Source organism: Paenibacillus sp. BR1-192 (genome assembly GCF_029542445.1).
GTDB lineage: Bacteria > Bacillota > Bacilli > Paenibacillales > Paenibacillaceae > Paenibacillus_AQ > Paenibacillus_AQ lautus_A.
The window spans coordinates 3,616,955-3,630,418 of sequence record NZ_CP120718.1 but is presented as its reverse complement, the minus strand read 5'-3'; the positions used below and the strand labels follow the sequence as shown (position 1 = coordinate 3,630,418).

The 13,464-nt window shown below is 49.3% G+C and carries 12 protein-coding genes and 1 pseudogene; 12 read left to right on the top strand and 1 reads right to left on the bottom strand.

The window, feature by feature from the left end:
• Nucleotides 1–100: 100 nt before the first annotated feature.
• Nucleotides 101–766, top strand: coding sequence for a TetR/AcrR family transcriptional regulator (locus tag P0X86_RS16140; protein ID WP_277745841.1), 666 nt, complete (start codon nucleotides 101–103; stop codon nucleotides 764–766).
• Between the two features lie 179 nt (nucleotides 767–945).
• Here the strand turns inward: P0X86_RS16140 and P0X86_RS33315 are convergent, their stop codons facing one another.
• On the bottom strand, nucleotides 946–1,080 hold the full coding sequence (locus P0X86_RS33315) for an S-Ena type endospore appendage (RefSeq protein WP_369682784.1): 135 nt from the start codon (nucleotides 1,078–1,080) through the stop codon (nucleotides 946–948).
• Nucleotides 1,081–1,237: 157 nt separating this feature from the next.
• On the opposite strand from P0X86_RS33315, the gene P0X86_RS16135 reads away from it, so the two are divergent.
• The 11 genes and pseudogenes from P0X86_RS16135 (at nucleotide 1,238) to P0X86_RS16085 (ending at nucleotide 13,383) form a co-directional block, all read left to right on the top strand.
• Nucleotides 1,238–1,798: a helix-turn-helix domain-containing protein gene (locus P0X86_RS16135; protein ID WP_096773750.1), complete on the top strand. Its 561-nt coding sequence runs from the start codon at nucleotides 1,238–1,240 to the stop codon at nucleotides 1,796–1,798.
• Between the two features lie 221 nt (nucleotides 1,799–2,019).
• Nucleotides 2,020–3,244: pseudogene (locus P0X86_RS16130) on the top strand (CynX/NimT family MFS transporter).
• A gap of 5 nt (nucleotides 3,245–3,249) precedes the next feature.
• Nucleotides 3,250–3,681, top strand: a complete 432-nt coding sequence (locus P0X86_RS16125; protein WP_277745840.1) for a universal stress protein — start codon at nucleotides 3,250–3,252, stop codon at nucleotides 3,679–3,681.
• An 800-nt stretch (nucleotides 3,682–4,481) separates the two neighbouring features.
• The gene (locus tag P0X86_RS16120) at nucleotides 4,482–5,096 is read left to right on the top strand and encodes a sensor histidine kinase (RefSeq protein WP_277745839.1); all 615 of its coding nucleotides are present in this window, start codon (nucleotides 4,482–4,484) and stop codon (nucleotides 5,094–5,096) included.
• Between the two features lie 381 nt (nucleotides 5,097–5,477).
• On the top strand, nucleotides 5,478–6,308 hold the full coding sequence (locus P0X86_RS16115; protein WP_277749044.1) for an AraC family transcriptional regulator: 831 nt from the start codon (nucleotides 5,478–5,480) through the stop codon (nucleotides 6,306–6,308).
• A gap of 258 nt (nucleotides 6,309–6,566) precedes the next feature.
• Entirely contained in the window at nucleotides 6,567–7,718 is a 1,152-nt protein-coding gene (locus tag P0X86_RS16110; RefSeq protein WP_277745838.1) for a Gfo/Idh/MocA family protein, read from the top strand.
• Between the two features lie 199 nt (nucleotides 7,719–7,917).
• Entirely contained in the window at nucleotides 7,918–9,087 is a 1,170-nt protein-coding gene (locus P0X86_RS16105; RefSeq protein WP_277745837.1) for a dihydrodipicolinate synthase family protein, read from the top strand.
• A 38-nt stretch (nucleotides 9,088–9,125) separates the two neighbouring features.
• Nucleotides 9,126–9,947: a sugar phosphate isomerase/epimerase family protein gene (locus tag P0X86_RS16100; protein WP_277745836.1), complete on the top strand. Its 822-nt coding sequence runs from the start codon at nucleotides 9,126–9,128 to the stop codon at nucleotides 9,945–9,947.
• Between the two features lie 76 nt (nucleotides 9,948–10,023).
• Nucleotides 10,024–11,265 carry a Gfo/Idh/MocA family protein gene (locus P0X86_RS16095; RefSeq protein WP_277745835.1) on the top strand — a complete coding sequence of 414 codons (1,242 nt, stop codon included), beginning with the start codon at nucleotides 10,024–10,026 and terminating at the stop codon, nucleotides 11,263–11,265.
• Nucleotides 11,266–11,542: 277 nt separating this feature from the next.
• Nucleotides 11,543–12,493, top strand: a complete 951-nt coding sequence (locus P0X86_RS16090; RefSeq protein WP_192571885.1) for an ABC transporter permease — start codon at nucleotides 11,543–11,545, stop codon at nucleotides 12,491–12,493.
• A complete protein-coding gene (locus P0X86_RS16085) occupies nucleotides 12,487–13,383 on the top strand; it encodes a carbohydrate ABC transporter permease (protein ID WP_277745834.1) in 897 nt (298 codons plus the stop codon). The genes P0X86_RS16090 and P0X86_RS16085 overlap by 7 nt, the downstream gene beginning before the upstream one ends.
• Nucleotides 13,384–13,464: the final 81 nt, after the last annotated feature.

The following is a 13,464-nucleotide window of genomic DNA, read 5'->3' as shown; positions in this document are numbered from 1 at the left end:
GTGGTTTTGATATGTTGCATTAATTATACTACACCGTGCAGTGTACTTTGTAAAATGAAACTGATTTTTGATAATATACCTGTAGGGGGGAAACGTAAGCATGGATAATACGGAAAACAAAAAAATCCGCAAAGGCTCTTCAGACAAACGAGCTAAAATTATTGCAGCGGCACGGGATCTGTTTCTTTCAGATGGGTTTGATCGCTCCAGCGTCGATGCGGTCGCAGCTAAAGCGGGGGTTTCCAAAAGGACCGTTTATGATTATTATGGGGACAAACAAAACTTGCTACTTGCTGTTGTGGAAGAAACCAGTCGGGCGGTTCTGGACATGATCAAGCAAGGGATATCAGACTACCTGTGGGAATTCGAGGATCTGGAGGAGGCGCTCATCTTATTCTGCGAACAATTCGTAGCATCGGCGAACGGTTCGTCCGATTACAGTGCTTTGATCCGTCTGGTTACAATGGAAGCCTCCAACCTGCCAGCCTCGTTTTTAGAAAAGCTGGATAGCGCAACGGAAGAGGGGATTATCAGGAGGTTTACCGAGTTTGGACAAACCGGATTGCTCGATGTGCCAGATCCTGTAATGGCTACAAAGCACTTCTCTGCCTTAACGTTTTTATTGGTATTTGATCAACCGAGAAAAAACGGGACATTAGAGGAGGAACAGGAACAAACCAAACGTCTCATCACTGAAGGCGTACGCGTCTTTCTTTGCGCTTATGGAAAACGCACCGTTCAAAACGAAAATCAACCATCATACTGATTGGAATTTTGCTAAACGATAAAAGATTGGTGGGGCCACAAATTTAACGTAAATATACATTAAGGACGCGTAGGCATTTCAAAACTGATTTCCAAGTAAATGACAGCTAATGTTTAGAGAATGTTGGCGGATCCAATATAAAAACAGAGCGAAGTCCCATTGGAGGGACCGCTCTGTTTTTATATATCCGATAGCGTGAGGTGATACAGATCTCGCCTGTCGCCGGTGTCGGCTGTGGCCCATGCAGCTGTAATTTGTATGGAGTTAAAGTTAGTTTTGGTAAAGCTCAAGCTCGAACCGGGGTCAACCTTCAACTTTCATCGAGATTTTATTTTATATTGAACTTGTGAACAATTTAAGTACGTAAGGGAAGTATGGAAATCCACTGGACTTACAAGTGGTATCGTGTGGAAAAGAATCTAGATTAACAATATACTAGCTATAACAGTTTATTGTTGAGGTGAATATTAAATGGATGAAGCCAACGAATCAAAACAAATTGTATTACAAATGGGCGGTGCCTTGAAAAAGTACAGAAAAGAAAAAAATATGAGCTTAGACGATTTAGCGGAATTAACGGGCGTAAGCAAACTTACTCTGGGGAATATCGAACGTGGCGAAACAAATCCGACTTTAGCGATTATATGGAAAATTTCAAAAGGCATATCTTTACCGCTATTTGCTTTGTTCAAATCAGAGAACCCTGTTAGTTTGTATCGAGCAGGCGAAGGATTACGGTTTTCTAATGATGAAAAAAATTGGATCATTGAACCAGTCTTTAAAAGCAACGATATGGAAATGTGTCGGGCATACCTACAGCCAAATAGCTCGTATTACCCTGAAGGTCATCATGTGAATACAACTGAAATCGCGACAGTAATGACTGGCTCCATTGAAATTCAAGTCAATGAAGAGATTTATACATTGAATCAATATGATACGATCAGTTTTCGTTCAGATTGTCCTCACTCTTATACCAATCATACGAATAGCGAAACAGTGCTCCATATATCCTTAAAATATGGTTTCTAAAAGTCGATAAATTCTACTTATTAAATACAACTCCGAATTCATGGCGGGAATTCAGAGTTGTTTTTTTATTGTCAGATGAGTTTTGGTATATCATAAAATATTTATTGTTAATTTTAATATATTATAATATACTTTTGTTGTTCGCGCGAATGTTATAGCAAAGTTTTTTCAATCAGCAGGTAGCAAATCATACGTAAGAATTCAGGAAGGAGAAGTGTAGAATGCCGAACAAACCAAAAAACATACCGTCCTCTATAGGGCTGATTATCCTCGGCATTATTGTTATCGCAGCTAATTTACGTACTCCCTTAACGTCAGTCGGTCCTTTAGTGAGTCTTGTAAGGGATGACGTTCATATTTCAAATACATTAGCAGGCCTGATCACAACGGTACCCTTGCTCGCCTTTGCTTTATTATCGTCTCTAGTACCAAAATTAGGACGAAGATTTGGGGTTGAGCGTATCATTTTGATTGCCCTAATCTTTCTGACTGCTGGTATTGTCATACGTTCATTATCTGGCGCAGTTAATCTGTTTATTGGGACAGCAGTTCTAGGATTCGCCATTGCCGTATGTAATGTATTATTGCCAAGTATAATCAAAAGGGATTTCCCAGATAAAATTGGCTCCATGACAGGTGTTTACTCCATTTCAATGAATTTATGTGGAGCAATCGCATCGGGGATCAGTGTACCGCTAGCCGTAAACGCAGGTCTAAAATGGCAGGGGGCACTCGGAATATGGGGGATTCTAAGCTTAGTATCGACTCTGTTGGCTACCCCAATTAAGAAATCAAACAAAACAAACTGCCACGACGAGTCAAAGGATGGTCAGCTACGATGTGAATGTTTGGCGATCCCCGCTTGCCTGGCAAGTAACGTTGTTTATGGGTATACAGTCCATGGTATTCTATGTGTTGATCGCATGGTTGCCTGAAATTTTAAAGCAGCAAGGAATTGACTCCAACCAATCAGGATGGTACCTCTCGATCATGCAGTTAGCGATGCTCCCATTTACCTTTATTGTCCCCGTTATTGCGGGGCGCATGTCTAGCCAACGTTTATTAGTGGTCATCACAACCATTTTGCTTATGACGGGAACGATCGGACTTCTTTACGGAAGCTCCAATATCATTCTGTTGTGGATCATCATGCTCGGAATTGGTGGAGGCTTCGCTTTTAGTTTGTCCATGATGTTTTTCGGGTTGCGCACTCAAAATGCGCATCAAGCAGCGGAACTGTCTGGCATGGCCCAATCGGTCGGATATCTTCTTGCCGCAATCGGCCCTGCCCTTATAGGATATCTGCATGATGCGACAAATAGTTGGAACCTGCCACTTTTCATTCTGCTTGGAGCTTCGGTCGTACTCTTTTTAGTCGGTATAGGAGCAGCAAGTAATCGTTTTGTAGGTAGCCGGAATCGTTACGAGTTGCCACGGAAAGGATGATAAATATGTTTGACAAAATTATGGTGGCCATTGATAAAGCTGAAATAACGAACAAAATCCTCGATGCAACCATTGAAATAGCCCGAAACAAACAAACCGATGTTACCTTGGTTCATGTCAGCCAGGATTATGTGTCGAACGGAATGACATATGTACCAGTGAATTTCTTGGAAGAAGTATTGAACGAAATGGAGAAAGCGAGTTTGGAACAGCTGCAAGAAGCCAAATCTAAATTAAAATCTGCGGGAATTAACCCGGAAACCATTCATCTTAAGGGAGATCCTGCACATGAAATATTAAATTATGCATGGGATACCGAGCAGCAACTTATTATAATCGGAAGCCGTGGGCTAAGGGGAGTAAAAGGAATGATGCTTGGAAGTGTCAGCCACAAGGTTTCTCAGTTATCAAGTTGCCCAGTCCTCATTGTACATTAACTCCTTCGGGAACTGCTGAGATGATGTAGTGTTATACTGGCAGGGGAATGTTTATCGTACTATATCTATTAGTTGTTCACAGGCTGACGCTAAAGATGACGGGAGGGGGACCTGTCACTACACGGTGCTCCACAACGATCACCACCGTCCGGGCGCGCACGAAGAAATGTGAAATGCTATTAATAATATGGATAAATATGACACAACGTTACCATTTTGGTCGGAGTTAATGACACAAAGTCATCCCTTTGGTTGGAGGTTACGACATAAAGCTCCCCTTTACATGGTGCAATGGAGTTGTTCACTGTTTGCGCTCCAAAACAAAAAGTTTATGTGTTAGAAACAAGTAGAAGAGGGCAAAATTGTGTCAATAATGAGGGTAACTTTAACAAATCCATAAAATAAATAATGGCTGAAAGGTGATAAGGTCATTAGACATCTGTCGAGGGACAAGACATGGTCCCATTGAAAGTCGCTATTAGCGGCTTTTTTTTGTTTTATCGGTACAAGTTCTTGTCCCGAGCCCAGGACAAGAACTTGAACCGATTGCCGAAAAGGACAAGAACATGCCGACCACCGATTAGATCAGCATACAACTGTTGTAAAAGAAAAATACTTATCAAGTTACACATTGATTGTGTCAGAACACATATTTTCGGAAATACTTCTATATCCTCACAACAAATAAAATGATTCATTTTGACTTGAGCATCTTCCAAATCAGCTGAAATTAGGAAATTGCAATAACCTAAAGACAGAACAGTTTTAATAGTTTGTTACAACCTACGCGGATCACAACGATGCAGGGTTATGCAGAGGTGCTGCGGCTCGGTATGGAACAGAGCGAAGAGCAGCGTCAGAAATATGCGAACCGCACACATACCAAGGTGAGGTTTATCGCCTCGCTTGTTGATGACCTGTTTGAGTTAACCAAACTGGAGAGCACGGAACTGTCATACGAGCGGAAGATAGGCGATTTAGCTGAGCTGTGCCGCACTGCGGCAGCCGATCTGTACGATTCGTTTGAACGGAAGGGAATTACGCTGGACATCCGCATTCCGGAATCGCCAGTCATGCTGTCTTATCACGAAGGTCTCATGCATAGAGCTCTTTCGAATTTATTGACGAATGCCCTGAAATACAATAAGGAGGGTGCTCATGTATGGCTGGAGCTGGTGGCATGCGATGAAGATATCGTGGTTACCGTTGGAGATGACGGTCCAGGAATATCGGAACCTGTGAGAGAGACGGTGTTCGAACCTTTCGTGCGCGGTGATCAGGCTAGGAGAAGTGACGGTGGCAGCGGGCTCGGCTTAGCCATCGCGCGAAGTTCAGTTGAGCGGCATGCCGGGCAAATTTGGCTTGATCCGGAGGCGGAGGGCACCGTTGTTCATATTCGATTGACCAAGACATGAGTGTATGGAACGAATTGGATGTTAAAGCATATTCACCGTTTTCAACTAGAAAGCGCCATGCAAGATAAACTTTCAAATAGGGGACCGCCAACATTTTTACGAAAAGATACGTTAAGTTTTTAAACATGACGGGATTGTCGTTATTTATTCCTTTAATCTGAAAAAGTGTAACCTTATCGCCACTTACTATTACTGGAGGTAGGGTCTAGCCGTTTACGTTTCGGATGATGATTTCAAATTTTGAGCGGATGCGCTCGTTTACACTCAGACGCATCCTTGGATATGCTACGATGATTTTGTCAAATGTTGTATAGAAGCCGCAGATCACGCTAAAATGGCTCTAAATGTAACGCTCAAAAAAACGGGGGCTTCGCCGTGACAATGAAATGGATCGACTTGTCCAAGAATGCGATAGACTTATACGAGCAGAAACATAGGGGCGGGCATCACGTGTCCGAGCACTATCATCAGACGCACCAGCTGCTATTTGTGCTGGAAGGGGAAGGCACGATTCGGCTAGGGGGTGAGGTTCGGAAGCTTACGGTCGACGATACGGCGCTGATCGTTCCGTATTCCGTCCACTCCGTCATGTCCGACTTCAGGCTGACCTTGTTAGTGTTGGCGTTTGACGAGGCAGTGCTCGATCCGGATATGAGGGCGCAGCTGCTCCACGCCTACTTTCCGGCCTCCTGCCTGCTGAAGCCGGGATTGTTTGCTGCGAGCGAACTGCGTCAGCTGCTGAGGAAAATTCTGTTCGAGCAGTCCAGGGAGCTGTCGCCGCTCGTCCGGCTTTCGCTCAAAGTCCAGCTATCCCAGTTGCTGCTTTTGCTGGTTCGATCGGCCGGAACTGAGCCCGCCGGAGTGGGCTCCAGCTCCAACAAGCTGCGCGCCGAGAAAATTCGCAGCTATATCGATTCGAAGTATTATGATCCGCTGACCGCGGGGGACATCGCCTCCAAGCTGGACATCAGCACGCGGCACGTGAACAACATCTTCAAGGAACGGTACAACATGACACCGATGCAATATTTGACCGAGGTACGCATCCGCGTCGCCCAGAAGTTGCTGGTGGAAACGGGTAAGGACATTATTTCGATCTGCTTCGAGGTCGGCTACGATTCCGTATCTACGTTTTACCGGTCGTTCAAAGCTGTCGCCAAGCTGTCGCCAAAGGCGTACCGGGAGCTGAACGCGCCCGCGCAAGCTGAGTAGGCGGGAATCCTTCCGTCAAATGGACAGCGAGTGCACAATGCGCGATCAAAGGAACAAGATAACGATCAAAGGACGACCGGCCGATTGATTAAAACATATTTTCCCCTTCATCCCCCCATCGGCTTATCGTCGGCGGGGATTTTGTTTTTCGCTCGAATAATTCGCTTCCAAAATTGAGAATCGTGTTCCCGTAATCGTAAGAAAAGCGGTTTCTCATCGACTACAATACGGTTATACGAAGCGAAGGGAGCGATGAATGTGGCAGTTCGCAACATCGGCATTATTATGAACGGCGTTACCGGACGGATGGGAACCAACCAGCATTTGATCCGTTCGATTCTTGCGATTCGCAAGCAAGGGGGCGTTGCGCTACCGAGCGGAGACGTCATCATGCCCGACCCGATTCTGATCGGCCGGCAGGAGAGCAAGCTGCAGGCGCTGGCCGCCGCCCACGGCGTCGAACGTTGGAGTACCGATCTTGAAGCATGCCTCGCCGATCCGTACTACGAAATTTATTTCGACAGCCAGACGACGGTGCGCCGCGCCGAAAGCATCAAGCAGGCGATCGCCGAGGGAAAGCATATTTATTGCGAGAAGCCGACGGCCGTCGATTTGGAAGGGGCGCTTGAACTGGCTCGCATCGCCGCTGAGGCCGGGGTGAGAAACGGCGTCGTGCAAGACAAGCTATTTTTGCCAGGATTGCTCAAGCTGAAACGCTTAAACGACTCTGGCTTCTTCGGGCGTATCCTGTCCGTGCGGATGGAGTTCGGCTATTGGGTATTCGAGGGCGACTGGCAGCAGGGTCAGCGGCCATCGTGGAACTACCGCAAGGAAGACGGCGGCGGTATTATCGTCGACATGTTTGCACACTGGCGCTATGTTCTCGAGAATTTGTTCGGGGAAGTGAAGGCTGTCTCCTGTCTTGCCGCTACGCATATTCCTAAACGTCTGGATGAGCAGGGCGTTCCGTACGAATGCACGGCAGACGATGCGGCGTACGCCATATTTGAGCTGGAAGGCGGCATTATCGTGCAGGCCAACTCGTCTTGGGCGGTGCGCGTAGACCGCGACGATCTGCTCACGGTTACGGTCGACGGCACCGAAGGCAGCGCCGTGGCGGGTTTGCGGAACTGCAAGACGCAGCATCGGGTCAACACGCCGAAGCCGGTATGGAATCCGGACATTCCGAACCCGTTCCAGTTCCGTGACCAATGGGTGGAGGTGCCGGATAACGCGTCATACGACAACGCGTTCAAGGTGCAATGGGAACTCTTCTTGAAGCATGTCGTCATCGGCACGCCGTTTCCGTGGGATTTGCTCGAAGGCGCGAAGGGCACCCAGCTTGCCGATCTCAGCTTGCAGTCGTGGCTGGAACGCCGCTGGATCGACGTGCCGAAGCTGAGCCTGTAAAAATAAATACTAAAAAAATCGGCTTTTCAGCACCGAGAAGGTTGGATGAAGCTAAGGACTGAGCAACGCAGCGTAGGTGAGCCTACGTGAGTAGCGGAAGGCCCGGCTGAATTCAAGATTCGACGTCGAGTATGCTTCATATCTATACTTCGTGATCAAAAGCCGATTTTTTAATTACCTCTTAAGGAGGGGAATACAGATGGCCAAGTCGTTGCTCCTCCCCCGCGCAGGGGGAGCGTTGTATGAATATACTCCGGGCAAAGCAGGCTCGTTCTCCGTGCCGGCCAAGCCGTTTACGGGCCGCATCGCCTTCTCGGCCGCCCATGTCGTCTGCGATCCGTTTGCGGACGCAGATCCGCTGCATCATTCGCAGATTGATTGGAACTCGACGCTCGCCTACCGGCACCATTTGTGGTCGCTCGGTCTGGCCGTGGCGGAAGCGATGGATACCGCGCAGCGCGGCATGGGCCTCGACTGGAACCGCTCGAAGGAGCTTATCCGCGCTTCGATCGCGGAAGCGCGCTCAGTCGGTGGCAAAATCGCCTGCGGCGCGGGAACCGACCATCTGTTTCCGGGACCGTCGGTCACGATCGCCGACGTGGAAGCCGCCTATGAAGAGCAAGTCGGCTTCATCGAAGGCGAGGGCGGTCAAGTCATTCTGATGGCGAGCCGAGCGCTTGCCGCCTGCGCGAAAGCGCCCGAAGACTACGAGAGGGTGTATGGGCGCATTTTGGGACAGGTGAAACAGCCGGTCATCCTGCATTGGCTTGGTGATATGTTTGATCCCGCTCTGGCCGGCTATTGGGGATGCAATGACGATCTGGACGAGGCGATGGACGTTTGTTTGCGCGTCATTCGGGCAAACGTGAACAAGGTCGACGGGATTAAAATCTCGCTGCTCGATGCCGGTAAAGAAATCAAGATGCGCCGGCTGCTGCCGGAAGGCGTCAAGATGTACACCGGCGACGACTTCAACTACCCGGAACTGATCAAGGGTGATGAGCAGGGCTGCAGCCATGCGCTGCTCGGCATATTCGACGCGATCGCGCCGGCCGCCTCCCAGGCACTTCATGCGCTAGACGCAGGCGATCTGGTCAGTTATGAGGCGATTATGGAGCCTACCGTTGCCTTGTCGCGTCATATTTTCCAGAAGCCGACGTACGCCTACAAGACGGGAATTGTGTTCATGGCCTACTTAAACGGCCACCAACCGCATTTCCGCATGATCGGGGGAGCGGAGGGATCGCGCTCGATCGTCCATTTGGCCGAGCTGTTCGTGCTTGCCGACAGGGCCGGGCTATTGGCCGATCCGGAGCTTGCCGCCGAACGGATGAAGCCTGTCTTGGCGCTGGCGGGTATTCGGCCGTAATCATTTATAGAAATGTTTGAAAGCAAGGAGGGATCAGCATGGAACCGCTTCTTTCCATAGACAGACTCAGCTTGAACCAGATTACGACCGATCGGCTGAATATGCGTGAGGCCGTGGAAGCATGCGTTCGAGCCGAAGTGCCTTGGATCGCGCTGTGGCGGCATAAAGTGGCCGAAACCGGCCTGGCCGAGAGCAAGCGGCTTGTGCGGGACGCGGGCCTGCGCGTCTCCAGCCTGTGCCGTGGGGGTTATTTTCCGGCGGCCACCGCGCCTGCGCGCAAAGAGCGGTTGGACGACAATCGCCGCGCTGTCGAGGAAGCGGCCGAGCTCGGCACCGATGTGCTCGTGCTCGTTTGCGGACCGGCGCCAGACCGGGATATCGATTTCGCCCGCAAGACGGTCGAAGAAGCGATCGCGGAACTAGTGCCGTTCGCCCGCTCGCACGGAGTCAAGCTCGGCATCGAGCCTTTGCACCCGATGTACGCCGCTGAACGCTCCGTCATCAATACGCTGGCGCAAGCCAACACGCTCGCGGAGCAGCACGACCCGCAAGACGTCGGCGTCGTCGTCGATGCGTTCCACGTCTGGTGGGACCCGGAGCTGTACGCACAAATTGAGCGGGCCAGGGGGCGTATACTCGGCTTCCACGTCTCCGATTGGATCGTGCCGGTACCCGACCTGCTGATGGGCAGAGGGATGATGGGGGACGGCGTTATCGAGTTGCGCCGGATGCGTCATGCCGTTGAAGCAGCCGGTTACGCGGGGGCGATCGAGGTGGAAATCTTCAACCGGCAGGTATGGGATATGCCGGGAGACGAGGCGCTCACGCTCATCAAGGATCGTTATTTGCAGCATGTATGAATTATAAATTTGCAGCTTTGGCGGGCCGGGAGGATCGTTCCCGGCTCGTCAAGGCATAGCTTTGGAGGGAAGGAATGTGAAGATTTGTCGCACCGCGCTGATCGGGATCGGGGGATTCGGCGCTGAACATGTGAAAGTCATGCAGAAGCTGGTCGAAGAGGGTAGCCTGCAGGTTGCTGCTTTTGCGGAGCCGAATGTCGGCGCTCGTCAGGAGTCTTACGGCAAGCTGACCGCGCTTGGGGCCGTCCATTATATAGACTACGTGCAGATGCTCACGCTGCATCCGGATATCGATTTCGTCGTCATCGTCACGCCGATCTCCTCCCACAAGCCGATGTGCATCCAGGTGATGCGGATGGGCTTTCACGTGCTGGTGGAGAAGCCCCCGGCGGTAACGATTCAGGACATGGACGAGATGATCGCGGTGCAGATGGAGACCGGGCGCTTGTGCCAGGTGAACTTCCAGAATACGTCGGGCCAGGCGTTCCGAACGCTGCTGGAAAGGATCGGCTCCGGTGTGCTCGGGCAGGTGGAGCAGGTGGTCGGCATTGGCATGTGGAAACGGCTTCGCTCTTACTACGATCGAACCCGCTGGGCCGGCAGACTGGTCAGCGAGGGCCAGTATGTGCTGGACGGGACGTTCAACAATCCGTTTGCTCATTTGCTGCACCATGGCTTGCTGGCGGCCGGAGGAGGCGCGGCAGACTTGTACCCGGAATCGGTGCAGGCCGAGCTTTACCACGTCAATGACATCGAGGGGGACGATGTCTCCTGTATTCGCGCCGTTATGGCTAACGGTGTGAGCGTTCATTTTTACGCCATGCTTTGTCACGAAGTAAGCGAAGTGCCTTCGATTGCCGTGTACGGAACGCGAGGGGAAGCGCATTGGAATTACCAGAACAAGCTGACCATTCGCGCACAGGACGCCGAAGAGGATTTGGCGTTTGGTCCGACCGATTTGATGTGCAGCATGTATCTGAACCTGATGGAAGCGATCGAAACCCCAGGGAAACCGCTCTTCTCGCCGCTCAAGGCAAGCCGAAGCTTCGTGCTGGTATCCAACGGCGCCTATGAGTCGGCTCGCGCCGTTCGTGCCATTCCCGGCCGATTCGTGACCGAGCGGGAGGATGGAGATTCCACGGTGCGCCTGCTGCCCAGCTTGTCCGAGAAGATGAGAGACGCGGCAGCGAAGCGGCAACTGTACAGTGAATATCCGCTTCCTTGGGCGACGCCGACCCGGCTGTTCCGGATGGAGGGCTACAGCCGATTCGAGCTGCCTGCCACAATGTGCACAAATAACGGTAGACCGACCAATTAGAGGCGTACCTTCAGGGCTCTTCTTTTTACAATGCACAATGTCGAGGTTTAACCTAATGTATTTTTGGAGGCATGATACCTATTTAAATGAATCAGGACCAAGTGGTCTCTGGTTCTTTATTTTGTTTACCTGACTAATTCCTCACTCTACAGTTTACATACAACTACCTTTTTAAGTTATTACCAAATTGATTTAAGGGAGTACATTTTTTTATTTCATCCTGAAGGTAGAATGATAAACATGAGAGCTCTTTATTACAGTCGGAGGGATGGGAAAAATGAAAGCGGTTTTAGACAGCTCCCGAAAGTACGGCGCAACAAAAAGGAAAAAAAACTTTCTGTACTACATCAAAAGAGACGGTCTGTTATATTTTCTTTTGCTGCTGCCTATGGCCTATATCCTGATTTTCAAGTATGCTCCCATCTATGGCCTTGTGATGGCATTCCAAGATTACAACATTTTTGAAGGAATTGGAGGGAGCGAATGGGTAGGACTGGATGTGTTCCGTTTTATTTTTGAGCAGGACAGCTTCTACCGTGCATTAAAGAATACGCTGGTCCTGAATGTTCTGGACTTGATCGCGGGATTTCCAGCGCCCATTCTTCTGGCGATTTTGCTCAATGAAGTAAGACAAGCAAAATTCAAGAAAATGACCCAGACCGTGTTGTATCTGCCCCATTTTTTGTCCTGGGTTATTATTGGCGGTATGGTCTATCTGATGTTTTCTAACGGCGGCATGATCAACAATTTCCTGTCGAGCTTTGGTTTGGAGAAGATCGAGTTTCTGTCGCAGAAAACACCTTGGTTGATTACTTATATCGCCGTTGGGGTATGGCAAAATATCGGATGGGGCACGATCATTTATTTGGCGGCCATAACCGGAATCAATAGGGAGTTGTATGAGGCCTCCGATATTGATGGCTGCAGCAGGCTTCGCAAAATGTGGCATATTACACTGCCTGGCATTAAGTCAACCATCAATATTTTGTTGATTCTCCAAATAGGAAGAATGGTTTCTATCGGATTTGACCGTCCTTTTGTGATGGGGAATTCACTGGTTAGCGATTACTCTGATGTTATCAGTACTTTCGTGTATAGAGTTGGTATTAGTTCGGGTGATTTCTCCCAGGCAACGGCGGTAGGATTGTTCCAATCCGTGGTCGGCCTGATCCTGCTGTTATCTGCAAACTTTGTTGCGAAAAAATTAGGCGAGGATGGGATATGGTGAGGGTGGCGAGCAATAAGCGCAAGATGAAAAAAATGACTGTAGCGGATATGGCCATCATTGTATTTATCGTGGCATTGTCCTTCACATGTATCGTACCGTTCCTGTACATGATTGCGCTTTCTTTCAGTTCCAACGAAGCGATTATTTCTCAAAAGGTAAGACTGTGGCCAGTAGACTTCACAGCAGAAACGTACAAAACCATATTGAGCGATATGGATATGCTGTATACGCTTGGATACAGTATTGTGCTTACGATATTCTACACTTTGGTATGCATGTTCCTGACCATATGTGCAGCGTATCCGTTAACGAAGAAGCGGCTGAAGGGAAGAAACTTTATTTTGACGGCGTTGGTCTTCACCATGTATTTCAGCGGCGGTTTAATTCCCTCCTATATTCTGGTTAAAAACCTAGGCATGATGAATTCGGTTTGGAGCCTGGTTTTGCCGGGTGCCATGAGCGTGTTTAATATGATCATCCTGAAAACCTTCTTCAGCAACCTTCCGGAGAGCTTGGAGGAATCGGCAGCCATTGACGGGTGTTCGGATCTGGGCATTCTCATCAAGATTGTGCTTCCCCTTTCGTTGCCATCGATCGCCACATTAAGCCTTTTCTATGCGGTGGACAGATGGAATGGATTCCAGGATGCGCTGTTCTACATTACGAAAAAAGAGCTCTACCCTATGCAGATGAAGCTATACCAGATCATTTCGGCCAATCAGCAGTTGGATAGCCAACAAGGAGGGGAAGGAAGTGTCGGCTCCTATATTGTCCCTGAGTCTTTGAAAGCGGCAAGTGTCATGTTTACAACGATTCCGATTTTGCTGATCTATCCTAAACTGCAGAAGTATTTCGTGGATGGTGTGATGACTGGGGCTATCAAGGGGTGATGGGGAAACAGATTATGATGAAGGGAGGATCCCGGCCTCGCGGATGATTTAAGAGAATCAATTACCAGAACGAAAGGGTGG